This window comes from Mycolicibacterium aromaticivorans JS19b1 = JCM 16368 (genome assembly GCF_000559085.1).
Taxonomy (GTDB): Bacteria; Actinomycetota; Actinomycetes; order Mycobacteriales; family Mycobacteriaceae; genus Mycobacterium; species Mycobacterium aromaticivorans.
In genome coordinates, this window is the sequence record NZ_JALN02000001.1 from 1953503 (window position 1) to 1975476 (window position 21974).

A 21974-nucleotide genomic window follows, 5' to 3' on the forward strand; every position below is an offset into this window, starting at 1 on the left:
GTGGGCGTAAGCGTCGACGCTCCTCGACCCCATCAGCACCACGGTCACCACCCGTGGCCGTTGTGGGCCGGTGGCCGCCGCGGCGCACGTCCGGCGTCATCGCGGGCGCCCCGGGTGGTGGGCCCTGCATCGAGGCCGTCCGCCTGTGCCACGCTATGTGCACTACGCGCAGCAACTTTGGGGAAGGCTGAGTATGAAGGTTCGCCTCATCGCAATTGTGATCGTCCTCATCGGCGCATACATCGCGACGATCTCGCTGTACGCGGGCACCGGTCTGGGCGAACCGTCACGGCTCGTTCAGGGGACCGCCACCTCGGACGGGACCACCGTGCACGCCGACCTGGACGAGGTTCACTCCGCGAGGGGCGAATTGGTCATCAACGTGACGGTGGTCCCAGGCGCGAAACTGGTGGATCCGATGACCCACGGGCTCATCGACGACCTGAGTATGACCGTGGATTCGGGGATCACACCGACCATCAGGACGTGGACCAAGGGCTCGACCCCGGGCGTAATCCCGGTGACGCTGGCCATGACCGGCGACCCCGGCACCTATCCCTTCGACCACTATCGGGCGGGCCCGCTGACCATCGAGGTCACAGCGGGTAACAGCCACGCGGTGACGCGTGTGTCGCCGTCGATCTTCGACCGGACCCCCGGCTGGCAGTTCCGGGCTCAGCCGATCGGGCAGGGCACCGCATCCGGGGCCTACCAGCTGGACATCCAGCGCTCGCCGAGTACTGCCGCGGTGGTGGCGATCCTGCTGGCGGCGCTGGTAACGATCGCGGTGCTGGGCATCACGGTCTCGGTGCAGACCATTCGCGATCGGCGCAAGTTCCAGCCGCCGATGACAACCTGGTTCGCCGCAATGCTGTTCGCCGTGGTGCCGCTGCGCAACGCGCTTCCCGACGCACCGACGATCGGGACCTGGATCGACGTGACCGTGATCCTGTGGGTCATCGTCGCGTTGGTGGCGTCGATGGCGCTCTACATCGCGTGCTGGTGGCGCCACCTCAACCCGGCGTTCGACAAGCTGTGAGGCTTACTCCGGCGCCAGAAATGCTTGCAGCGCAGCGGCATACGCGATGATGTCGGCCGCACCCATCAGTTCGCGGGCCGAGTGCATGGCCAGCTGGGCCGCCCCGACGTCCACGGTGGGGATACCGGTGCGCGCAGACGTCATGGGCCCGATCGTCGAGCCGCACGGCAGGTCGGCACGGTGCTCGTAGCGCTGTAGCGGCACGCCTGCCTGCCGGCAGGCCAGTTCGAACGCGGCCGCGGTCCGGCCGTCGGTGGCGTAGCGCAGGTTCGGTTGCACCTTGAGCACCGGGCCGCCGTCGACGGCGATCAGGTGCCCGGGTTCGTGGCGGTCGGGGTAGTTGGGATGGGTCGCGTGCGCCATGTCGCCGGAGGCCACCATGGACGCGGTGAGCCGACGCAGGAAATCCTCGCGGTCACCACCGGCGGCCAGCACGATGCGCTCCAGCGTGGTCAGCAGCAAATCGGACTGGGCGCCGTGATCCGACGTCGAGCCGACCTCTTCGTGGTCGAACAGTGCCAGCACCGGCAGATAGCCGCGTGGCTCGGCGGCCAGGAGCGCTTCCAGCCCGGCGTAGCAGGTGCCCTGGTTGTCCAGCCTGGGTGCGCTGACGAATTCGCCGTCCACACCGATCAGCGCCGACGGGGTCAGGTCGTGGGTCATCAGGTCGGCCGACAACAGGTCGGCCGGGTTCACCCCGGCCTTCTCGGCGACGTAGGACAAGAACGACCGTGGCGTGTCCCCCAGCCCCCAGACCGCGTTCACATGGCGTTGCGGATCGAGCTTGACCGCTGCGCGGTCTTCGGCCAGGTGGATGGCCAGCTGCGGCACCCGCAGGATCGGGGCGTCGATGCGCACCAGCCGGTGCGACACCCCGCCGTCAGCGCTGCGGTCACGCACCGAGAGCCGGCCGCTGATCCCGAGGTCGCGGTCCAGCCACGAGTTGAGCCACGCTCCGCCGTACGGCTCGAGGGCCACCACCTGCCAGCCGGCCACCACCCGGTCCGGATGCTGTTTGACGCGCAGGTTCGGGCTGTCGGTGTGGCCGCCGACGATCCGGAACGGCAGGCCGGGGTCCGTGCTCTGCCAGGCGACCAGCGAGCCGGCTCGCACGGTGAAGAACCGACCGCCCCGGTCGGGCCATCGATCGGTCTCGGCCAGTTCGGTGTAGCCCGCGTCGCGCAGCCGCTGCGCCGCCGACTGGCAGACGTGGAACGGCGACGGCGACGCGTCGATGAATTCGCACAATCCCCGCGCGGTGGCAGCTGTGGACATGATCACCATCATCGCCGACGTCATTTTCGTTAGGGTCAGACGGTGCCCACCCCGCTCCCGCAACCGGTACTGGCTCCCCTGACACCTGCCGCCATCTTCCTGGTGGCCACGATCGACGACGACGGCGAGGCGGCGGTGCACGACGCGCTGCCCGACCTTGCCGGGCTGGTCCGGGCGATCGGCTTTCGCGACCCGTCCAAGCACCTCTCGATGGTGACGTCGATCGGATCGCAGGCGTGGGATCGGCTGTTCTCCGGACCGCGCCCAAAAGATCTGCACCCGTTCGTCGAGCTGCACGGCGCCCGCCACCACGCCCCGTCCACTGCGGGTGATCTGTTGTTCCACATCCGCGCCGAGGTGCTCGACGTGTGCTTCGAGCTGGCCAGCCGGGTCGCCAAGGCGATGGCGGGGGCGATCACGATCGTCGACGAGGTGCACGGCTTCAAGTTCTTCGACAACCGCGACCTGCTCGGCTTCGTCGACGGAACCGAGAACCCGGATGGTCCAATCGCGGTGAGCGCCAGCCAAATCGGGGACGAGGATCCGGATTTCGCCGGCGGCTGTTACGTGCATGTGCAGAAGTACCTGCACGACATGACGTCGTGGGAGTCGCTGTCGGTGACCGAACAGGAACGCGTCATCGGCCGTTCCAAACTCGAGGACATCGAGATGGCCGACGACGTGAAGCCGGCCAACTCGCACATCGCGCTCAACGTGATCGAGGATGCCGACGGCAACGAACTCAAGATCCTGCGGCACAACATGCCGTTCGGGGAGATCGGCAAAGACGCGTTCGGCACGTATTACATCGGCTACTCGCGCTCCCCGGCCGTCACCGAGAAGATGCTGGAGAACATGTTCATCGGCGACCCGCCCGGGAACACCGACCGGATCCTGGATTTCTCCACCGCCGTCACCGGCACCCTGTTTTTCACCCCCATCACCGATTTCCTCAACGATCCGCCGCCGATGCCGGGCGCCGGCGACGTCGACGCAGCCTCCCCGGCACCCGCCCCCACCTCCGACGGCTCATTGGCGATCGGCAGCCTGAAAGGACAGTCCTGATGAACAACCTCTACCGCGAGCTCGCTCCGATCACCGAATCGGCTTGGAGTGAAATCGAATTGGAGGCCAGCCGGACGTTCAAGCGGCATATTGCAGGCCGTCGCGTCGTCGACGTCAGCGAGCCTGGAGGTCCGGTGACGGCCGGGGTGAGCACCGGTCATCTGCGCGACGTGGCGGCGCCGGCCGACGGCGTGCTGGCGCACCTTCGGGAATCCAAGCCGCTGGTTCGGCTGCGGGTGCCGTTCACGGTGTCGCGCACCGCGATCGACGACGTGGAGCGCGGTGCGCAGGACTCGGACTGGGATCCGGTCAAGGCCGCGGCCAAGAAGCTGGCGTTCATCGAGGACCGCGCGATCTTCGAGGGCTACCAGGAGGCCTCGATCGACGGTATTCGGATGTGCAGCTCGAACCCGGCGTTGACCCTGCCGGAGGATGCCCGCGAGTACCCCGACGTCTTCGCCCAGGCGCTCTCGGAACTTCGGCTGGCCGGCGTGGACGGTCCCTACTCGGTGTTGCTGTCCGCCGACGCCTACACCAAGGTCAGTGAAACCACCGAGCACGGCTATCCGCTCCTGGAGCACCTCAACCGGCTGGTCGACGGTGAGATCATCTGGGCGCCCGCGATCGACGGCGCGTTCCTGCTGAGCACCCGCGGCGGCGACTTCGACCTGCAGCTGGGCACCGACGTCGCGATCGGCTACCTGAGCCATGACGCGGAGACGGTGCAGCTGTACCTGGAGGAAACGCTGACGTTCCTGTGCTACACCGCTGAGGCGTCGGTCGCCCTGACCGCCTGAGTTTCAGCAGTCGCACCGAGATCGACCACCTGAGGTCGGCAACATGTCGTCGAGACTGACATCTCGCAGGTCCCTACTCGCATTTTTCCTGCGTGAGCTCAATTTCGGCGACGGCGTGCTCGGTCGACTCGACTCGACTAGCTGGCGGCGAGGACGGCGTCCAGCGCGGAGTAGAAGATGCCGAGCCCGTCGTCGGACGGACCGGTCAGCGCTTCGGTGGCGTGTTCGGGGTGCGGCATCAGCCCGACCACCCGGCCATTTGCGGAGCTGATCCCGGCGATGTCGCGCATCGAGCCGTTGAGGTTCTCGGCGTAGCGGAACACCACCCGGCCTTCGCCTTCGAGCTCGTCGAGCACGGCCTCGCTGGCCACGTAGCGGCCCTCGCCGGACTTCAGCGGCACCAGAAGTTCGGCGCCGGATTCGTACCGCGACGTCCAAGCGCTGGTGATCGAATCCACCCGCAACCAGACATCGCGGCAGATGAAGTGCAGCCCGGCGTTGCGGGTCAGCGCACCCGGCAGCAGTCCGGCCTCGCAGAGCACCTGGAAGCCGTTGCAGATGCCGAGCACCGGCAGGCCGGCCCTGGCGGCGGTGATCACCTCGCCCATCACCGGCGCGAACTTCGCGATCGCACCGCAGCGCAGGTAGTCGCCATAGGAGAAACCGCCCGGCACCACCACGGCGTCGACGCCCTTGAGGTCGGCGTCGCCGTGCCAGAGGTTGACCGCCTCGGCGCCGGCGAGCCGTACCGCACGGGCGGCGTCGACGTCGTCGAGCGTGCCGGGGAAGGTGATGACCCCGATCCGGGCGCTCACTCTGGCTCCCGGGTGACCGACCAGTCCTCGATCACGGTGTTCGCCAGAAGCGATTCGGCGATCTCCGCGAGCGCCGAATCGCTGATCGAATCGTCGACCTCGAGCTCGAATCGCTTGCCCTGCCGCACATCCGAGATGCCGGTGTGTCCCAGACGGCCCAGTGCACCGACGATCGCCTGACCTTGCGGGTCGAGGATCTCGGCTTTGGGCATCACGTTGACCACTACTCGGGCCACAGGCGCTCCTGCTGACGTCGGGGAATGTTGCGGTGTAACTCTACCGGCGGCCCATCAGCAGGACCCGATGTAGGCGGTGCACAGCGGCGCGCCGAGGGCGTCGAGCAGGTTGTCGTCGCTGGGCATCGGCCATGCGGTCTGCGGCGGTGCTGTTGACCACATCGCCAGCTCGGTCACCGTGCTGTTGTCCGGATCGGCCACCACGTACTCGCGCAGGATCACCGGACCGCTGATCACCGCGGCCATCCGGTCGGGCTCGTTGACGGTCAGCGACGGCGACGCCGTCGGGTTGGTGCGCTGGCAGGACCGCAGCGCGGCCACCGCGGCGTGGAAGACGTCCTGCGCCAGTTGGCCGCCGCGCCAGGTCTCTCCTCGCCAGTGCATCACCTGCGCCTGCAGCTGCCACTGGCCGTCGGGGTTGACGACGGTGGCGCGTTCGGCAACGGCGTATGCGCGTGGATCCTGGGCCACCGGCGGGGTCCCGCACAACTCCTCGAACCGGAACCGGGGAGCGACGGCGGTGACCGCCACCCCGGCCAGCCGGGGCCAGGCGTAGCGGGCGTTGAGCGGTATCGCCCACGGGGCAACCCACGCCGCCTCCGGGATGCGGTCGCAGTTGGGCGGGCAGGTGTCCGGATCGGCGGCAGCGTCCGGCGGTACGGCGAGCCCGCAGGCCACCAGCATCACCGCGATGACCAACCGCATGTATTCGACGCCTTCCAGTGCGCGCACAATCGTAAGCATGGAGCTGACGCATTTCGGGCATTCATGTCTTCTCGCCGAGTTCGACGGCGCCACCTTGCTGTTCGATCCGGGCAATTTCTCGCACGGCTTCGAGGGCGTGACCGGCCTGTCGGCGATCCTGATCACCCACCAGCATCCCGACCATGCCGACCGCGAACGGCTGCCCGCGCTGGTGGAGGCCAACCCGAACGCGGTGCTCTACGCCGATCCGGCGACCGCGGCCGAGCTCGGCGAACCCTGGCGCGCCGTCCAGGTCGGCGACGAGCTGAACGTGGCCGGTCTGACCATCCGCGGGGTGGGCGGGCGCCACGCCGTCATCCATCCGGAGATTCCGGTCATCGACAACATCTCGTACCTGGTCGGCGACGCCGAGCATCCGGCCAGGCTCATGCACCCCGGTGACGCGCTGTTCGTCCCCGGCGAGCCGGTGGACGTACTGGCCACCCCCGCGGCCGCCCCGTGGATGAAGATCTCCGAGGCGGTGGATTATCTGCGGACGGTCGCGCCGGAGCACGCGGTCCCGATCCATCAGGGGGTGGTGGCCCCTGAGGCGCGCGGCATCTACTACGGTCGCCTCACCGAGATGACCGACACGGATTTCCGGGTGCTGCCGGAAGAGAGTTCGTTCCGGTTCTGAAATCTCCTGCTGCGAGAGGCATTTGAGTTGAGCACAGCTGACCTGACCAAACTGTTCGGACTGTCCGGCAAGACCGCGCTGGTCACCGGCGGCAGCAGCGGTATCGGGGTGATGATCTCCCGTGGCCTGCTGCAGGCCGGCGCCGAGGTGATCATCAGTTCGCGCAAGGCCGACAAGTGCGAGCAGGTGGTCGCCGAGCTGTCGCAGTTCGGTTCGATCCGCGCCATCCCCGCCGACCTGTCCCGTCAGGACGAATGCAAGCGGCTGGCCGCCGAGGTCCTGGCCGGCGCCGACAAGCTCGACATCCTGGTCAACAATGCCGGGGCGACGTGGGGCGAGCCGCTGGAATCGTTTCCGACCTCGGCCTGGGACAAGGCGCTCGACCTCAATGTGAAGTCGCCGTTCTGGCTGGTGCAGGAACTGGTCGGCGCGTTGCGCAATGCCGCGACTGCCGACGATCCCGCACGGGTGATCAACATCGGCAGCATCGACGGGATCCAGGTTCCGGTGATGAACACCTACTCGTACTCGGCCAGCAAGGCTGCCGTGCACCAGTTGACTCGTGTGCTGGCCAAAGAACTTGGACCCCAACACATCACGGTGAACGCGGTGGCGCCGGGGCCGTTCCAGTCGAAGATGATGGCCGCCACACTGGACGCGTTCGGGGATGCGATCGCAGCCTCGTCGCCGCTGGGGCGGATCGGCCGAGACGACGACATGGCCGGTATCGCGGTGTTCCTGGCCAGCCGGGCCGGGTCCTATGTGAACGGGGCGATCATCCCGGTCGACGGCGGTATGGCGACGACGGCGAGCGGGTCCAGCTCGCGCAGCTAGTCAGGCGGCGGAAGCTGCGGGCGCGTCGGTTTCCCAGCGGTACACCGTCGGCGTGCAGCCGTGCAGCAGGGCCAGATCGATCGCGTCGAGCATCGCCTGACGTGGCCCGACCTTGCGCAGTTGCTTTGCGGTGACGGCCAATCGGACCATCCCGCCACGACGCGCGGTGCGTTCAGCCGAGAGCACCAGTGTGCGGCACCACCACGGTTCGGTGACGAACCCTTCGCCGATTCCGACCACCCGGGAGCGCGTCGTCGTGCCGGTGACCAGGTCGGTGATGCCGTGCAGATCGACGAGTAGCCGGAATCCGTTGCGCGGCAACGCCAGTGCCGTTCCGGCGGAGACAGTCCAGCCCGGGGCGGCGAACAGCCGACTCCGCAGGCCGACGTGTTCGAGCACCCGATCGGCGCCCATGAGCCGCAGATTCGCCTCGTGCGCGGGTAGCGCACCGAACTCGCCGCGGCGCTTCTTGGTGGCCGCGGCGTCGAATCCGTGCAGCACCACCGCATCACCGCCGGATCGCCGGCCCGTCAGCCAGCCGATGGTGCGGGAGTCGGATTCCAGCCGGTAGCCGTCTTTGAGCCGGGGAGCGACGAGCAGCGAGAGCGGAACCTCGCGACTGTCGAGCGCGGCGCAGAACTCTTCGACGTCGCCACACGTCCGATCACTGATCCCGGACACCGACACGATGAGTTGTCCAGCCACACTCGCAGTCTGGCAATTCCAGGTGTCCAGACGGTGTCTGCCACCTTGAGGTCAGGCGACCATTGGGGTCAACCCGGCAGGACCGCCTCGATCGCGGCGATCACTTCGGGGGCATCGGGCTCGGTCTGCGGCCGGAACCGGTTGACCACCGTTCCGCCCGGCGCGATCACGAATTTCTCGAAGTTCCACGCGATGTCGCCGGCCTTGCCGTCGCCGTCGGCGACGCCTGCGAGCTCGGCGTACAGCGGGTGCCGGTCGTCGCCGTTGACGTCGGTCTTGGCCAGCAGCGGGAACGTCACCCCGTAGGTGGTGGAGCAGAACGTCTGGATCTCCTCCGCGGTCCCCGGCTCCTGACCCATGAACTGGTTGCAGGGCACCCCGATCACGGTCAGGCCGCGGTCACCGTAATCGCGGGCCAACTGCTCCAGCGCCCCGTACTGCGGAGTGAGGCCGCACTTGGATGCGACGTTGACCAGCAGGATCGCCCGGTCGGCGTAGTCGGCCAGCGAGGTGGCTTTGCCGTCGAGGGTGGTGAGCGGGATGTCGGTCAGACTCATGCCGGTGAGGTTACCTCGTGCTGCTCGGTGCCTGCGGTGGCCAGCAGCCAGGCGTACTGGAACGCCGCTTCCTTCCACCGCTCGTAGCGGCCGCTGATGCCACCGTGGCCGGCGGCCATCTGTGTTTTCAGCAGCACCGGATGCGCGTCGGTCTTGGTGTGCCGAAGCGCGGCAACCCACTTCGCGGGTTCGACGTAGAGAACGCGGGTGTCGTTGAGCGATGTCATCGCCAGGATCGCCGGGTACTCCTTGGCTTCGACGTTCTCATACGGCGAATAGGACTTCATGTAGAAGTAGACGTCCTTGTTCTCCAACGGGTTTCCCCACTCGTCCCATTCGGTCACCGTCAGCGGCAGCGACGGGTCGAGGATCGAGGTGAGCGGGTCCACGAACGGCACCTGAGCGAGGATGCCGGCGAACAGGTGCGGCGCCAGGTTCGCCACCGCACCCATCAGCAGACCGCCCGCACTGCCGCCGAGCGCCACCAGATTCTGCGGCCGGGTCAACCCGCTGTCGACCAGATGCTGTCCGACCGCGATGAAGTCGGTGAACGTGTTGCGCTTCTGGAGCAGCTTGCCCTCCTCGTACCAGAGCCGTCCCATCTCGCCGCCACCACGAATGTGGGCGACTGCGAAGACCATTCCCCGGTCGAGCAGCGAGAGCCGCGCCACCGAGAATCGCGGATCCTCCGAAGACTCGTACGCGCCATACCCGTACAACACCGTGGGAGCCGGGAATTCGATGCCCGCCTTGTGGACTATCGAGATCGGCACCCGGGTGCCGTCCTCGGCGACCGCCCAGTCGCGCCGCTCTACGTACTCCTCGCTGCGGTAGCCCCCCAGCACCGGCTGCTCGCGCAGCAGAGTGCGCTCGCCGGTGGCGAGATCGAGATCGTAGATGCGCAGCGGAGTGACGAACGAGGTGGTGCCCACCCGCAATTTGGCTGTCGACCAGTTGGGGTTGCCGGCCAGACCCGCCGAGGCCAGTTCGGAGTCGAATGCGATCTCCTCCGGCGCTCCGTAGCCGTCGGCGCCGATGGGCCACAACTGAATCCGCGGCAACGCCTCCCGCCGGTAGCTGACCACCAGATGGTCCGCGAAGGCGTCGACCCCGTCCAGTCGGACGTCGTCGCGCGCGGCGATCAGCGTGCGCTGGTCGGTGGGATCGCTGACCGGTGCCTCCACCAGCGTGAAGTTGACCGCGCCGTCGTTGTGCAGGATCAGGAAGCGGTCCTGGCCGCCGATCACCGCGTGTTCAACCGAGTACTCGATGCCGTCGCGGCGCGGAAGCACCGAGGTGAACTCCGCGTTCGGGTCGGCGGCGTCACCCACCCACACCTGCGAGGTGATCGCCGATCCGGCCGCGATGATCACGTACTTGTTGCTGCGGGTGCGGCCCATGCCGACCCAGAACCGTTCGTCCGGTTCATGGAACACCTGCTCGTCGGGCTCGGCCGAGCCGAGCCGGTGCCGCCACACGGTGTCGGGCCGCCATGCCTCGTCGACGGTGGTGTAGTACACGCATCCGTTGTCGGCCGCCCAGGTCACCCCGGACGAGATCCCGGCGATCTCGTCGGCATACAGCTCACCGGTACGTAAGTCCTTGAACCGCAGCGTGTATCGCTCGTCGCCGACGGTGTCGACCGAATAGGCCAGCAGGTGACCGTCGAGGCTCACGCTGCTGGCGCCGAGCGAGAAGAACTCGTGCCCGTCGGCTTCGGCGTTCTCGTCGAGCAGCACCTGCTCGCCGGGTACGGCGGTGTCCTCGTCGAACACCGGCGGGTCCCAGTCGTCGGGACCGGCGACCGGGCAGCGGCAGTGCGCTCCGTACTGCTTGCCTTCGAAGCTGCGGCCGTAGTACCACCAGTCGCCGCGGCGCGTCGGAATCGACATGTCGGTTTCCTTGGTCCGCGCCTTGATCTCGTCGAAGATCTTCTGCCGCAGCGGTTCCAGATGCGCGGTGGCCTCGTCGGCGTAGGCGTTCTCCGCTTCGAGGTGGGCGATGACCTCCGGATCGGCCTTCTCACGCAACCACTCGTAGGGGTCGACGAAGACGTCGTCGTGGAACACCCGCTGGGTGTCGACCCGCTTCGCGATGGGTGGGTTCATGCGCCTGCTCCGATCCAGTCTCCGAACGACAGCCCCGAAATGCGTTCGTAGGCCTCGATGTAACGGGCGCGGGTGGCCTCGACGATCTCGTCCGGCAGAGCCGGTGGCGGCGCCGAACCGTAGCGGTCCCAACCTGATTCGGGCCCGGTGAGCCAGTTGCGGACGAACTGCTTGTCGAAGCTGGGTTGCACCTCCCCCTCTTTGTAGGTGTCGGCGGGCCAGTACCGCGAGGAATCCGGGGTGAAGACCTCGTCGGCGAGCACCACCCGGCCGTCGGCGTCAACACCGAACTCGAACTTGGTGTCGGCGATGATGATGCCCCTCGTCAGCGCATGGTCGGCAGCCTGCAGGTAGATCTGCAACGTGCGCTCGCGAAGCTGGTTGGCGCGCACCGGGCCAACCAGCTCGACAGCCCGGTCGAATGAGATGTTCTCGTCATGTTCGCCGAGTTCGGCCTTGGTCGCCGGGGTGAACAGCGGCTCGTCGAATCTGCTCGCCTCGACCAGACCCGGCGGCAACGCGATGCCGCAGACCTTTCCGTCGCGCTGGTAGTCCAGCAGGCCTGAACCGGTCAGGTAGCCGCGGGCAACGCATTCGATCGGCACCATCGCCAGCTTGCGTACCACCAGCGCGCGGCCCAGGACCTCCTCGGGGATCCGCGGGTCGTCGGGCGGCCCGGCCAGGTGGTTGGGCGCGTCAATCTGGTCCGAGAGGAAGTCGAAGAAGAACACGCTCATCGCGGTGAGGATGCGGCCCTTGTCGGGAATCAGGCTGTCCAGGATGTGGTCGTAGGCCGAGATCCGGTCGCTGGCGACGAACAACAGGTGTTCGTTGTCGATGGAAAAAATCTCGCGGACCTTGCCGCTGGTTAGGTGTTGATAGTCGCTCAGAGCGGGGCGGGACATCGCGTCAGCCTAACGGCCGCTGACTTGGCGCGACTGTGCTGGGATCGAGCCATGAGATCGCGGTTCCTGCCCTACGCCACCACACCGGGCCGGCTGCTGACGCAGTTGGTCAGCGACCTGCTGGTCGCCTCGTGGATCACCGTGTGGGTCGTGGTCGGGCTCGCGGTGCACACCGCGGTCACGACGATCGCCGACGTCGGCCGCCAGGTCAAAGACGGTGCCACCGGGATTTCGGACAATCTGCATTCCGCCGGTGACAGTGCGCACAAGATCCCGCTGGTCGGCGACACGGTCGCCAAGCCGCTGCGGGCCGCCAGCGAGGCCGCGCTCGATGTCGCGGGCGCCGGCCACGACCTGGACACCACGGCCAGTTGGCTGGCGGTGGTGCTGGCGTTCGCGGTGGCGGCACCGCCGATCCTGGCCGTCGGTATGCCGTGGTTGTTCCTTCGGATCCGGTTCTTCCGCCGCAAGTGGACGGTCATCGCGCTGGCCCGCACGCCGGCCGGGGAGCAGCTGCTGGCGTTGCGCGCACTGGCCAACCGGCCGCTGCGCAAGCTCACCGAAGTGAGCTTCGACCCGGTCGGCGCCTGGCGGCGCGAGGACCCGTATGCGATTCGCGGACTGGCGACCCTCGAACTGCGCTCGGCAGGTGTGGCCGCCCCGCGGTATTGGCGAAATCCGGCGCGCTGACGAGCGCTGGCCGCACGTCACCGCGCCAAAACCTTCACTAGTAATCAATCAAACGATTGATTACTATCACCAGCAGGCCACGAGGGAGGTTCATCAATGACGTCTACAGCCCTGCCCGGCGAATGGGTCGACCACGCACCGGGACTCGACGATCTGGCGGGCAGCTTCACGTCTCAGGTCTCCACGGACCGCTACAGATCGCGGGAGTACGCCGAACGCGAGCGTGCGGCGATCTGGATGAAGACGTGGCAGATCGCCGGCCGGGTGGACGACCTTCCCGCAGTCGGCGACTGGATGGAATACAAGATCTACGACCAGTCCTTCCTCATCGTGCGGGGCAAAGACGAGCGCCTGCGCGGTTTCGTCAACGCCTGCCGGCACCGTGGCAATGCCATCTGCCAGGGTCGTACCGGCAACGCCAAGCGCGGCTTTCTGTGCCAGTACCACCTGTGGTCCTACGACCTCGACGGCCGGCTCAAGGGACTGCTGCGGGAACAGAACGCCGGCGGCATCGACAAGAGCGACAACTCGCTGATCACAGTTCCGGTGGACACCTTCGGCGGCTTCATCTTCATCAACCCGGACCCCGGGGCCCAGCCGCTTGCGGAGTGGATCGGTGCGGAGGCGATGGCGACGCTGCAGCCGTATCACCTCGAGCTGATGTCGACGGTGATGAACGTCCGAGAGGCGCTGGACTGCAACTGGAAGGTCGTCATGGACGCCTTCAACGAGGGCTATCACGTCAATGGAGTCCACCCACAACTGTTGGCGGTGCTCAACATTGCGCCCGAGACCACGCGCTACAAGTTCTTCGAGAACCACACCATCGCGATGGCGCCATTCGACGTCGTGGGGGCTACCCCCGAAAAACAGGTCGAAGGCACTCTGTCGCTGCCCGAGACCTTCCCGGGGACGGTTGCGGTGATCCCTCGATTCCAAGAACTCGTCAAGGAATACACCGCGGACGACGGCTCCATCGACTTCCCCGACGGGGTCACGGCGCGCACTCTGCTGCAGAAGGCAACCCGAGCGCACCTCACCGAGATGGGCTTGGACGTCAGCGGCCTGACCGACGCCCAGATGAGCGACAACCACGGCTGGTTCCTCTTCCCCAACTTCATGATGACCATCAGGGCCGGCGAGTGCCACGTGATCTTGGCCAGGCCGCACCCCGACGGGGACCCCAACCGGTGCATCTGGCATGTCGCGAGCTACATGTACCTGCCCAAGGAGATAGCCGACCAGTTCACCGTGGACCTGACCGAGGTCGACGAACCAGGCAGTTACAAGTATTTCGAAGCGCTGCAACAGGATTACCAGCAGATGCAGCGTCAGCAGGCAGGGCTGCGCAACGAGAGCCTCGATCACCTGATGCTGGTGAACGAGGAGATCGTCGTCGCAAAGTTTCACGACACCTTGGATCGATGGATGGCAGGAAAGGCCGCACAGTGAATCTTGAAGACCGCATCTCGCTGCACAATCGGATGGCCCGGGCCTACGGTGACGCTTACCTGCGCCAGGGTGTGCAGGACGGCGAGAAGTTCGTCGATGTCTGGAAATTCCATCCGGACTGCATGTATGCCTCGCCGTACTTCACCGGTGACGAAGCGTTCAAACTCAGCGAGTTCCCGGAGGAATCCGCCCGCGCCTCGACCATGGAGGCCAAGGTCTACTCACTGCGGTTCCCGGACTGGAAGCCTGTCGACTTCAAGCACTGGCCGGCCGACAACGGCTTCGTGATGAAAACCCGCTGGCAGGGCACGAATAACGATACCGGTGCCGTAATGGGTTTCTACTCTTACAGTTTCATCGACACCGACGACAACGGTGACGTCGTGCGCTGGGAGACCCACGTCAACAGCGAGTACAGCGACTTCCTCGACGTCGCGATCGGTGTACACGGGCCGTTCCACGGAACCCACGAATACACCGACGCCTTGGATCGGCGGCTGGCCGAGGAGGGATTGACCGTCTGATGACGCTGTCGCAGACGGTGCTGGACTACAGCGCCGTGATGAAGCGTTTGGTCGACGAGGCCAAGCAGCCGGGCTTCAGCACCGAGAACTGGGCGCCGCTGGCCGAACTCATCGACACGCAGAACTTCGTGCGGGTGGGCAACTTCAAAGAGGTGATGAACTGGGGCGAGTACGTCGCGTTCCTGACCAACTGGGCGACATCGTCGGAGTGGGAGTCGGACTTCAAGCGGGTCACCCAGGCCGGCAACGTGGTGTTCCTCGAGCTCGAAGAGCGCAGCAGAATCGGCGAATTCAGCAACTCGGTCAACTCGGTGTCGGTCTACGAATTCGACCCGAGCGGAAAGATCACCCGCATCGACGTATATCTCCAAATGGCACTGCCCGATCCAGATATGCTCGCCAGCTACGAAGGTGTCGAAATCTGACGGATAGGGAACCGATGAAGGCTTCGGTGGATCCCGACCGCTGCGCCGGCCACGGCGACTGCGTGTCGACGTGCCCGGACGTGTTCGCCTGGACGGCCGACGGCTACGCCGAGGCGGTGCTCGACGAGATACCGGACCAATACCAGGATCTCGTCGCCAAAGCCGTGCAGGACTGCCCCGAACACGCCATCAGCGCACAGGGCTAGTGGCCGCATTCGACTACGTCGTCATCGGCGCCGGGTCGGCGGGCTGTGCGGTGGCCGCGCGCCTCGCCGAAGGAAGCGCACGCGTCCTGCTGCTGGAGGCGGGCGGTTCGGACCGGCGCCTGACGGTGCGGGCGCCGCTGGCCTTCGCCGCGCAAATGGGCGGGCCGACCGACTGGGACTACCGCACTGCACCGGAACCCGCGTGCGACGGCCGGGTCATCCCTCAGCCCCGGGGTCGCGTGCTCGGCGGAACCAGCTCGATGAACGCGATGGTGTGGATCCGCGGCACCCGCCTCGACTACGACGGCTGGGACCTGCCCGGCTGGGCGTGGTCCGATGTCGAACCGGTGTTCCGCCGTATCGAGTCGCACTATCTGGGCGGCCCGTCGCACGGGACCGCCGGCCCGGTCCGGATCACCCGGCTGGCGGAGCCCGACGTGACCTCCATTCGATGGCTGGATGCCGCCCGCGCCGCCGGTGTCAGCGACAACGAGGACATTGGCGGACCTGATCTGGACGGGTCGTCGATTGCGCCGGTGACGGTCTGGAAAGGGCAGCGCTGGAACACCGCTCGCGCGTATCTGCCTGCGGCGCGCCGGCGCTCGAATGTCAGCGTGGTGACAGGGGCGCTGGTGCACCGGCTGGTGCTCCGCGACGGACGCGCGGTGGCCGTGGAGTACGAACGCAAGGGGCGGCGGCATATCGTCTCCGCCGGCCGCGAGATCGTCCTGTCGGCCGGGGCGTACGGTACGCCACAGCTGTTGCAGCTCTCCGGCATCGGCGCGGCCGACCACCTCAGCGCGGCGGGCATCACGCCATTGGTCGAGAGCCCCAGGGTGGGCACCAACCTCACCGATCATCCGGCCGCCGCGATGAGCTGGGACGTACAGCCCGGCTTCGTCGGCCTGTCGGACGCTCAGAAGCCACAGTGGTTGCTGCGCTGGTTGTTTCGGCGTACCGGGAAACTCACCAGCAATGCGATGGAGGCGATCGCGCAGGTTCGGTCCCAGCCCGACCTGCCTGCCCCCGATTTCCAGCTGATCCACTCGCCCAGCTACGTCAATCTGATCGCGATGGAGCAAGAGCTTCGCCGTGCCTCGTCGGTGCTGCAGTCCTACTGGACTCCGAGAAGCCGGGGCACCGTGCTGGTGCAGTCCGCCGATCCGCATGTGCCGCCGAAGATTCGGCTCAACACATTGGCCCACCCCGACGACGTCCAGGCGTTCACCCGCATCGTGCGGCGCACCCGGGAGATCGTCGCCACCGAGCCGTTCGCCTCGGTGATCACCACCGAACTACACCCCGGCCCGGACGTCGTCACCGACGCCCAGATCGAGGCGTGGCTGCGTAGTTCGGTCGCCACCACCGGGCACCCGGCCTGCTCGGCGGCGATGGGCATCGACGCGGGCAGCGTATTGGACGAGAATCTGAAAGTGCGCGGCGTCACCGGCCTGCGGGTGGCCGACGCGTCGGTGTTCCCGTGTATACCCCGGGCCAACACCAACGCCCCGTCGATCCTGGTCGGTGAGCGGTGCGCCGACTTCATCAAGGCGGACCTGTGACCGTCTTTGATGCGCATTTCCACATCATCGATCCCCGGTTTCCGCTGGTGCCCAACAACGGCTACCTGCCCGCGAAGTTCACCGTCGACGACTACCGCGAGCGTGTCGACCCGCTCGACGCCACCGGTGGCGCCTGGTGAAGGCCACCGGCTTCGGCCGGATCGGCGTCAGCGGCCTGCCATCCACCCGAGCGGCAATTCCATTCCAGGACAGCGATATCGAGCGGATCGCCGATGCCGTCGGCGCCGACCACGTCGATACGGTGCTGGCGACGAATGCGCGAGACCTCTACCGGCTGTGACCGAACAGCTGGCCCCGTAGCAGTTTTTTGAGCGCGGCCACCGTCGCGTGGTACTCCTCGGGCGGCGGTGCGCTGGCGGCATATTCGTTGAGACCCCGGAAGATCATGTACACCGCGTTCGCCGCGCTTTCCACGTCGACGCCGCGGCCCAGCATCTTCTCCCGAGCGCCCTGGGAGAGAATGTCTCGGATCAGGTTGCGCAGCGCGACGAATCGGGTGTCGCTGTTCTCAGCGAGGTGCAGGTGTTGCGGGCTCTCGGCGCGGATGGCCCGGTCGAAGGCGACGGCAAGCGGGTAGTCCTGCATCACCCGCACGCTCTCGTCCAGCACCGCCATCAATTTGTCGATCGCCGCGGTATAGTCTTGGGCGGCCTGCTCCAGGCGGGGTACGGCGATGGTCGCGACCTCGTCGAAGGTGGCCTTGACGAGTTCAGCCTTGTTCGGGAAGTAGTGGTAGAGACTGCCGCTGGTCATGTTCGCCTCGCGGGCGATCTCGCGGATCGTCGTACGCGAGTAGCCGACGGCCGCGACGCAGCGCATGGTCGCCTCGAGGATGCGCTGCCTCGTCTCCTCGCTGTTGGCGCCCACCGGCCGGCCGAGGAGCGAGGAATTGGCCGACGCTGCACCTTTGGGTTTCGCCATCGCTTCCAGAAGCTTCTCACAGTCGTGAGGCGATCCGTTAGAGTCCGCGTCGTGGCAGACCTCATCGACACCGTCGCAGTAGTCACCGGTGCAGCCCGCGGCCAGGGCCGCAGTCATGCCGTCGCGCTGGCCGCCGAGGGCGCCGACATCATCGCGATCGACCGCTGCGCAGATATCGACTCGATCCCCTATCCGCTGGCCACCAAGGACGATCTCGACGAGACCGTCCGCCTCGTCGAGGCCCAGGGCCGACGCATCGTCCCGGTCGTCGCCGACGTGCGCGACCTCGACGCCGTGGCGGCCGGGGTACGCAGTGGTGTGGACGCGCTCGGGGAGATCGACATTGTGGTGGCCAACGCCGGGGTGGTCGCGATCGGCCGCAAGGATCCGCTGGACACCGAGGTGTACCGCGACATCGTCGAAACCAACCTCAACGGGGTGTGGCACACCATCGTTGCAACCGTGCCCTCGATCATCCGTAAGGGCCGCGGCGGCTCGATCATCCTGACGAGCTCGGCGCAGGGCCTGGTCGGTAAGGGCGGCGACGGCAGCGCGGCGATGTTCGCCTATGCCGCGGCCAAGCATGGCGTCGTCGGACTGATGCGCTCCGCAGCCAACGCCTACGCCCAGAACAACATCCGGGTCAACACCGTCCACCCGAGCGGCGTCGGCACCCCGATGATCCTCAACGACCACACGCTCAAGACGTTCCAGGAGAACCCCAACGGCGCCGCGCTGTCGGCCAACCTGTTGCCGGTCCCGTTCGTTGATGCCCAGGACGTCACCAATGCGGTCGTCTTCCTGGCCGGACCCAAAGCCCGCTACATCACCGGCGTCGCGCTACCGGTCGATGCCGGTCACGCGGTGATGTGACCGGAGGAAGAGCAGCCCGGCCGCGGTCAGAACGACCCACGCGGCCAACGCGACCCAGAAGAACACCAGCGAGATGGTGTGCAGTCCGCGCCACCCCATCTCGGCGGCCATCGCGAACGTCGCCGCCGAGTACATGCCCAGCGGGAACACCATCGCCCACCACACACCCCGGAACCCCGACGCGCCGGGAAGATTGAAGCGGCGGATCGCGAAGTAGACCAACACCGGAATCCACAATGTCGCAAGCACCCAGGTGACCACGGTGATCGTCACGACCGCGTCGGAGGTCCAGATGCGGTGAATCCGATCGCCGGCGAGGGTAGCGATCGCCAGGCCGCCCATCAGGATCCAGCCGTCGGGTTCGAAGCCGCCCGGGTCCAGCCGTTCGTGAAAGGCCCGCCAGAGGATCAGCGCCGTCATCGCGGCGTACGCCACCAGCGCCAGCACCCAGAACACCAGCGCACCGACAAGCCACTGCAGATCCGCGGACAGGATGGCCAGCCCCGAGGTGGCCACACTGGCCAGCTCCCACGCGCCATGCGAACGGTCGCGCAACCCGATCCAGCGGATCCGCCACATCCGCCGGATGACCAGCGGCGTCAGCGTGAGCCAGAACTGCACTGCCAGGCCGGCCAGGATCCACAGCACAGCGCGGTATTCGGCCAGGCGCGTGCCCAGCACCGCGCACGCCGCGACGTAGGTGAACAACCGCAGCAGCACGTCGGGGTCGCCGAAATCCGGCGCCGACCGCCGCCAACTGAGCCCGCACACGACGACGAGCACCGGCAACACAACCGCGGCGATCACGACCAGCACCGTGCTGATCCCGCGATATCCGTGGTCGGCGGCAGCTATCGACACGATGCCGGTGGCCATCACCGCCGCGAACACGTCGGGCGGTGGGCGCATGTCAGCCAAGCTCGACGAAGAGGTGCCGAATGCCGGTGTGCCGGTTGCTTCGGGCCCATTCGACCGGCTTGACCACCTCGATGTCCTGGAAGCGGTTCAGCAGTTCCTCGTAGAGCACGCGCAGCTCCAGTCGGGCCAGGTTGGCGCCGAGGCAATAGTGCACGCCCTGACCGAACCCCAAGTGCGGGTTGCGCTTACGGCCCACATCGAAGGAGTCGGGGTCGTCGAACACGGAGCGGTCGCGGTTGGCCGAACCCTCCCACACCAGCACCTTGTCGCCGGCCCGGATCGGGCATCCGCCGAGCTCGGTGTCCCGGGTCGCGGTGCGTCGCTTGGACGGTGACGGCGAGGTCCACCGAACGATCTCCTCCACCGCGGTCGGCAACAGCGTGGGGTCCGCCCGCAGCCGCATGCGCTGATCGGGGTGCTGAGCCAACGCCAGCAGGCCGCCTGCGACCGCGTTACGGGTGGTCTCCGCACCCGCGCTGAACAACAGGTTGAAGAACAGGTAGAGCTCAATGTCACTGAGCGACGGCGCATCCGGATCGTCGACGGTGGCGTTGGCCACCACCGAAAGCATGTCGTCACCGGGTTCGGCGCGCTTCTTCGCGATCAACTCGGAGCCGTAGGCATAGATCCGCGATCCTGCCTCCTCGATCGACATGGTGCCGATCTCACCCTTGCGAGAATCCCCGAAGTCGAAGCTCGGTTCGATGGCCCGGAACAACCAATGTCGTTCGCTCTCCGGCACTCCCAGCAGAATGCAGATCATCTGCATGGGCAACTCGGCGGCCACCTCGACCAGGAAATCGAAGGGCACCCCGGGCTGAACAGCATCCAGCAGCACGCGGGTGCGCTGCCGCAGGTCGTCTTCGACCCGGCCGATCATCCGCGGGGTCAGGCCCGAGCTCACCAGGCGTCTGATCCGGGTGTGGCGCGGGTCGTCCATCATGTTGAGCACTTGACCGGCGATCGACAGATCCTGCAGGAGCGTGCCACCGAACGGACGGTCACCGCCGGTCACCGACGAGTAGGCGTCCTGATCTCGCAGCACGGCAAGGGTTTCCGGATGGGTGGCCACCGACCAGAACCCTTCGCCGTCCGGCGTGTTGTCGGTCGGCGAATGCCAGTACACCGGCGCGTCGCGGCGATGGATCGCGAACAGGTGGTGCGGGAAGCCCCCGGCGAAGTTGTCGAGGTCGGTGAAGTCGATGTCGCGCAGCAACATTGGACTACAGGATCGCGCCGGGCGTGTACTTGGCCGCGTCGGGATAGTCACTGACAACGCGGTCCACCGCGACGATAACCTGGTCGACCTGACTTCCCGCGGCCCCGGTGAACGCCGCCTTGTCGGCCAGCGCGGCGTCCAGCGCCGCCCGGTCCAGCGGCAGCCGCTCGTCGGCAGCCAACCGATCCAGCAGGTCGGGTTCGGCGCCCTTCTCCCGCATCGCGAGCGCGACGGCCACCGCGTGTTCCTTGATGACCTCGTGCGCGGTCTCGCGGCCCACACCGGCCCGCACCGCCGCGATCAGCACCTTGGTGGTGGCCAGGAACGGCAGGTAGCGATCCAGTTCCCGCTGGATCACCGCGGGATAGGCGCCGAACTCGTCGAGCACCGTCAGGAACGTCTCGATCTGCCCGTCGACGGCGAAGAACGCGTCCGGCAGCGCCACCCGGCGCACCACCGAGCAGAAGACGTCGCCCTCATTCCATTGCGCGCCAGCCAATTCCGCGGCCATCGACGCGTAGCCGCGCAGCACCACCTGCAGTCCGTTGACCCGCTCACAGCTGCGGGTGTTCATCTTGTGCGGCATCGCCGACGAGCCGACCTGTCCCGGCGCGAAGCCCTCGGTGACAAGCTCGTGGCCCGCCATCAGCCGGACGGTGTGCGCGAACGACGACGGGCCGGCACCAAGCTGAACCAGCGCCGAGACCACGTCGTGGTCCAGCGACCGCGGGTAGACCTGGCCGACGCTGGTGAAGACAGCGTTGAAGCCCAGGAATTCGGCGACCCGGCGTTCCAGTTCGGCCAGCCGGACGGCGTCACCGTCGAACAGGTCGAGCATGTCCTGAGCGGTGCCCATCGGGCCCTTGATGCCGCGCAGCGGATAGCGGTCGATCAGCCCACGGATCCGCTCCAGAGCGATCAGGGTCTCCTCCGCGGCCGACGCGAACCGCTTGCCCAGTGTGGTGGCCTGGGCGGCGACGTTGTGGCTGCGCCCGGCCATCACGACGTCGCGGTAGAGCACCGCGCGCTCGGCCAGGCGTGCCACCACGGCCACCCCGTGGGCATGCACGAGTTCCAGCGAGCGGCGGATCTGCAGCTGCTCGACGTTCTCGGTGAGGTCGCGGCTGGTCATGCCTTTGTGCACGTGCTCGTGTCCGGCCAAGGCATTGAATTCCTCGATGCGGGCCTTGACGTCGTGGCGGGTGACCCGTTCGCGCGCGGCGATCGACGCGAGGTCGACCTGATCGAGCACCCGCTCGTAGTCCTCGACCACACGAGAGGGCACATCGACGCCGAGTTCGGACTGCGCGCGCAGCACCGCCAGCCACAGCCGGCGCTCGGCGACGATCTTGGCTTCAGGCGACCAGATCGCGACCATGTCCGCGCTGGCGTAGCGGCCGGCCAGCACATTGGGGATTGTCACAATCCGACAGCTTACGGCCCTGG

25 protein-coding genes and 1 pseudogene are annotated in these 21974 nt (G+C 67.0%); 14 read left to right on the plus strand and 12 right to left on the minus strand.

Annotated elements, in window-relative coordinates:
- The first annotated feature begins 193 nt into the window (after positions 1-193).
- A complete protein-coding gene (locus Y900_RS09470) occupies positions 194-1039 on the plus strand; it encodes a DUF4436 domain-containing protein (RefSeq protein WP_036341613.1) in 846 nt (281 codons plus the stop codon).
- Between the two features lie 3 nt (positions 1040-1042).
- On the opposite strand, the gene Y900_RS09475 is transcribed toward Y900_RS09470, so the two are convergent.
- A complete protein-coding gene (locus Y900_RS09475) occupies positions 1043-2338 on the minus strand; it encodes a M18 family aminopeptidase (RefSeq protein ID WP_081845048.1) in 1296 nt (431 codons plus the stop codon).
- Between the two features lie 18 nt (positions 2339-2356).
- Between Y900_RS09475 and Y900_RS09480 the strand changes: the two genes are divergently transcribed.
- Together Y900_RS09480 and Y900_RS09485 are read left to right on the plus strand one after the other, a co-directional pair.
- On the plus strand, positions 2357-3379 hold the full coding sequence (locus Y900_RS09480; RefSeq protein WP_036341616.1) for a Dyp-type peroxidase: 1023 nt from the start codon (positions 2357-2359) through the stop codon (positions 3377-3379).
- A complete protein-coding gene (locus Y900_RS09485; RefSeq protein WP_036341619.1) occupies positions 3379-4176 on the plus strand; it encodes a family 1 encapsulin nanocompartment shell protein in 798 nt (265 codons plus the stop codon). Before Y900_RS09480 ends, Y900_RS09485 begins: the two co-directional genes overlap by 1 nt.
- A gap of 137 nt (positions 4177-4313) precedes the next feature.
- Here Y900_RS09485 and purQ read toward each other — a convergent pair whose 3' ends face one another.
- From purQ to Y900_RS09500, 3 genes are read right to left on the minus strand one after another with little or no spacing between them, the layout of a single operon-like run.
- Positions 4314-4991 carry a phosphoribosylformylglycinamidine synthase subunit PurQ gene (purQ, locus tag Y900_RS09490; RefSeq protein ID WP_036341621.1) on the minus strand — a complete coding sequence of 226 codons (678 nt, stop codon included), beginning with the start codon at positions 4989-4991 and terminating at the stop codon, positions 4314-4316.
- Entirely contained in the window at positions 4988-5227 is a 240-nt protein-coding gene (gene purS / locus Y900_RS09495; RefSeq protein ID WP_036341623.1) for a phosphoribosylformylglycinamidine synthase subunit PurS, read from the minus strand. The genes purQ and purS overlap by 4 nt, the downstream gene beginning before the upstream one ends.
- A gap of 54 nt (positions 5228-5281) precedes the next feature.
- Positions 5282-5959 (minus strand): ATPase, encoded by a 678-nt coding sequence (locus Y900_RS09500; protein ID WP_237752534.1) that lies wholly within the window; start codon positions 5957-5959, stop codon positions 5282-5284.
- 10 nt (positions 5960-5969) lie between these two features.
- Here Y900_RS09500 and Y900_RS09505 point away from each other — a divergent pair, with 10 nt between their 5' ends.
- Together Y900_RS09505 and Y900_RS09510 are read left to right on the plus strand one after the other, a co-directional pair.
- Complete coding sequence (locus Y900_RS09505) at positions 5970-6608, plus strand: MBL fold metallo-hydrolase (protein WP_036341624.1); 639 nt, start codon at positions 5970-5972, stop codon at positions 6606-6608.
- Between the two features lie 27 nt (positions 6609-6635).
- A complete protein-coding gene (locus tag Y900_RS09510; RefSeq protein WP_036341625.1) occupies positions 6636-7442 on the plus strand; it encodes an SDR family oxidoreductase in 807 nt (268 codons plus the stop codon).
- Here the strand turns inward: Y900_RS09510 and Y900_RS09515 are convergent, their stop codons facing one another.
- The 4 genes from Y900_RS09515 to Y900_RS09530 all read right to left on the minus strand — a co-directional run bounded on the left by Y900_RS09515 (position 7443) and on the right by Y900_RS09530 (position 11717).
- On the minus strand, positions 7443-8147 hold the full coding sequence (locus Y900_RS09515; protein WP_036341626.1) for a DUF2334 domain-containing protein: 705 nt from the start codon (positions 8145-8147) through the stop codon (positions 7443-7445).
- 68 nt (positions 8148-8215) lie between these two features.
- Entirely contained in the window at positions 8216-8704 is a 489-nt protein-coding gene (locus Y900_RS09520) for a glutathione peroxidase (RefSeq protein ID WP_036341628.1), read from the minus strand.
- Positions 8701-10812, minus strand: coding sequence for a S9 family peptidase (locus tag Y900_RS09525; protein ID WP_036341630.1), 2112 nt, complete (start codon positions 10810-10812; stop codon positions 8701-8703). Before Y900_RS09525 ends, Y900_RS09520 begins: the two co-directional genes overlap by 4 nt.
- A complete protein-coding gene (locus Y900_RS09530) occupies positions 10809-11717 on the minus strand; it encodes a phosphoribosylaminoimidazolesuccinocarboxamide synthase (RefSeq protein ID WP_036341632.1) in 909 nt (302 codons plus the stop codon). Before Y900_RS09530 ends, Y900_RS09525 begins: the two co-directional genes overlap by 4 nt.
- A 51-nt stretch (positions 11718-11768) precedes the next feature.
- Between Y900_RS09530 and Y900_RS09535 the strand changes: the two genes are divergently transcribed.
- The 8 genes and pseudogenes from Y900_RS09535 to Y900_RS32985 all read left to right on the plus strand — a co-directional run bounded on the left by Y900_RS09535 (position 11769) and on the right by Y900_RS32985 (position 16877).
- On the plus strand, positions 11769-12407 hold the full coding sequence (locus Y900_RS09535) for a hypothetical protein (protein WP_036341634.1): 639 nt from the start codon (positions 11769-11771) through the stop codon (positions 12405-12407).
- 96 nt (positions 12408-12503) lie between these two features.
- Positions 12504-13859, plus strand: a complete 1356-nt coding sequence (locus Y900_RS09540; protein WP_036341636.1) for an aromatic ring-hydroxylating oxygenase subunit alpha — start codon at positions 12504-12506, stop codon at positions 13857-13859.
- Complete coding sequence (locus Y900_RS09545) at positions 13856-14383, plus strand: hypothetical protein (protein ID WP_036341638.1); 528 nt, start codon at positions 13856-13858, stop codon at positions 14381-14383. Before Y900_RS09540 ends, Y900_RS09545 begins: the two co-directional genes overlap by 4 nt.
- Positions 14383-14808: a hypothetical protein gene (locus Y900_RS09550; protein WP_036341640.1), complete on the plus strand. Its 426-nt coding sequence runs from the start codon at positions 14383-14385 to the stop codon at positions 14806-14808. The genes Y900_RS09545 and Y900_RS09550 overlap by 1 nt, the downstream gene beginning before the upstream one ends.
- Before the next feature lie 14 nt (positions 14809-14822).
- A complete protein-coding gene (locus Y900_RS09555) occupies positions 14823-15014 on the plus strand; it encodes a ferredoxin (RefSeq protein ID WP_036341642.1) in 192 nt (63 codons plus the stop codon).
- Positions 15014-16576, plus strand: coding sequence for a GMC family oxidoreductase (locus tag Y900_RS09560; protein WP_036341643.1), 1563 nt, complete (start codon positions 15014-15016; stop codon positions 16574-16576). The genes Y900_RS09555 and Y900_RS09560 overlap by 1 nt, the downstream gene beginning before the upstream one ends.
- Positions 16573-16710 (plus strand): annotated as a pseudogene (locus Y900_RS32980) (amidohydrolase family protein); the annotation flags it as partial. The gene Y900_RS09560 and the pseudogene Y900_RS32980, both read left to right, overlap by 4 nt.
- A 2-nt stretch (positions 16711-16712) precedes the next feature.
- Complete coding sequence (locus Y900_RS32985; protein WP_237752535.1) at positions 16713-16877, plus strand: hypothetical protein; 165 nt, start codon at positions 16713-16715, stop codon at positions 16875-16877.
- On the opposite strand, the gene Y900_RS09565 is transcribed toward Y900_RS32985, so the two are convergent.
- Positions 16865-17518 carry a TetR/AcrR family transcriptional regulator gene (locus Y900_RS09565; RefSeq protein ID WP_036341644.1) on the minus strand — a complete coding sequence of 218 codons (654 nt, stop codon included), beginning with the start codon at positions 17516-17518 and terminating at the stop codon, positions 16865-16867. The two genes, Y900_RS32985 and Y900_RS09565, sit on opposite strands and share 13 nt — an antisense overlap.
- 51 nt (positions 17519-17569) lie before the next feature.
- On the opposite strand from Y900_RS09565, the gene Y900_RS09570 reads away from it, so the two are divergent.
- Positions 17570-18391 carry a mycofactocin-coupled SDR family oxidoreductase gene (locus tag Y900_RS09570; protein ID WP_036341645.1) on the plus strand — a complete coding sequence of 274 codons (822 nt, stop codon included), beginning with the start codon at positions 17570-17572 and terminating at the stop codon, positions 18389-18391.
- Here the strand turns inward: Y900_RS09570 and Y900_RS09575 are convergent.
- From Y900_RS09575 to purB, 3 genes are read right to left on the minus strand one after another with little or no spacing between them, the layout of a single operon-like run.
- Positions 18359-19300 (minus strand): tellurite resistance/C4-dicarboxylate transporter family protein, encoded by a 942-nt coding sequence (locus Y900_RS09575; RefSeq protein WP_036341646.1) that lies wholly within the window; start codon positions 19298-19300, stop codon positions 18359-18361. The two genes, Y900_RS09570 and Y900_RS09575, sit on opposite strands and share 33 nt — an antisense overlap.
- Before the next feature lies 1 nt (position 19301).
- Positions 19302-20528 carry a cytochrome P450 gene (locus Y900_RS09580; protein ID WP_036341647.1) on the minus strand — a complete coding sequence of 409 codons (1227 nt, stop codon included), beginning with the start codon at positions 20526-20528 and terminating at the stop codon, positions 19302-19304.
- Between the two features lie 4 nt (positions 20529-20532).
- Positions 20533-21951 (minus strand): adenylosuccinate lyase, encoded by a 1419-nt coding sequence (gene purB, locus Y900_RS09585; RefSeq protein ID WP_036341648.1) that lies wholly within the window; start codon positions 21949-21951, stop codon positions 20533-20535.
- Positions 21952-21974: the final 23 nt, after the last annotated feature.

Bases quoted from the DNA above. Each gene is read 5' to 3' on its own strand.
- Y900_RS09470 (WP_036341613.1), top strand. From the start codon at position 194: ATGAAGGTTCGCCTCATCGCAATTGTGATCGTCCTCATCGGCGCATAC.
- Y900_RS09475 (WP_081845048.1), bottom strand. From the start codon at position 2,338: ATGACGTCGGCGATGATGGTGATCATGTCCACAGCTGCCACCGCGCGG.
- Y900_RS09485 (WP_036341619.1), top strand. From the start codon at position 3,379: ATGAACAACCTCTACCGCGAGCTCGCTCCGATCACCGAATCGGCTTGG.
- Y900_RS09505 (WP_036341624.1), top strand. From the start codon at position 5,970: ATGGAGCTGACGCATTTCGGGCATTCATGTCTTCTCGCCGAGTTCGAC.
- Y900_RS09520 (WP_036341628.1), bottom strand. From the start codon at position 8,704: ATGAGTCTGACCGACATCCCGCTCACCACCCTCGACGGCAAAGCCACC.
- Y900_RS09525 (WP_036341630.1), bottom strand. From the start codon at position 10,812: ATGAACCCACCCATCGCGAAGCGGGTCGACACCCAGCGGGTGTTCCAC.
- Y900_RS09530 (WP_036341632.1), bottom strand. From the start codon at position 11,717: ATGTCCCGCCCCGCTCTGAGCGACTATCAACACCTAACCAGCGGCAAG.
- Y900_RS09535 (WP_036341634.1), top strand. From the start codon at position 11,769: ATGAGATCGCGGTTCCTGCCCTACGCCACCACACCGGGCCGGCTGCTG.
- Y900_RS09540 (WP_036341636.1), top strand. From the start codon at position 12,504: ATGACGTCTACAGCCCTGCCCGGCGAATGGGTCGACCACGCACCGGGA.
- Y900_RS09550 (WP_036341640.1), top strand. From the start codon at position 14,383: ATGACGCTGTCGCAGACGGTGCTGGACTACAGCGCCGTGATGAAGCGT.
- Y900_RS09555 (WP_036341642.1), top strand. From the start codon at position 14,823: ATGAAGGCTTCGGTGGATCCCGACCGCTGCGCCGGCCACGGCGACTGC.
- Y900_RS09565 (WP_036341644.1), bottom strand. From the start codon at position 17,518: ATGGCGAAACCCAAAGGTGCAGCGTCGGCCAATTCCTCGCTCCTCGGC.
- Y900_RS09575 (WP_036341646.1), bottom strand. From the start codon at position 19,300: ATGCGCCCACCGCCCGACGTGTTCGCGGCGGTGATGGCCACCGGCATC.
- Y900_RS09580 (WP_036341647.1), bottom strand. From the start codon at position 20,528: ATGTTGCTGCGCGACATCGACTTCACCGACCTCGACAACTTCGCCGGG.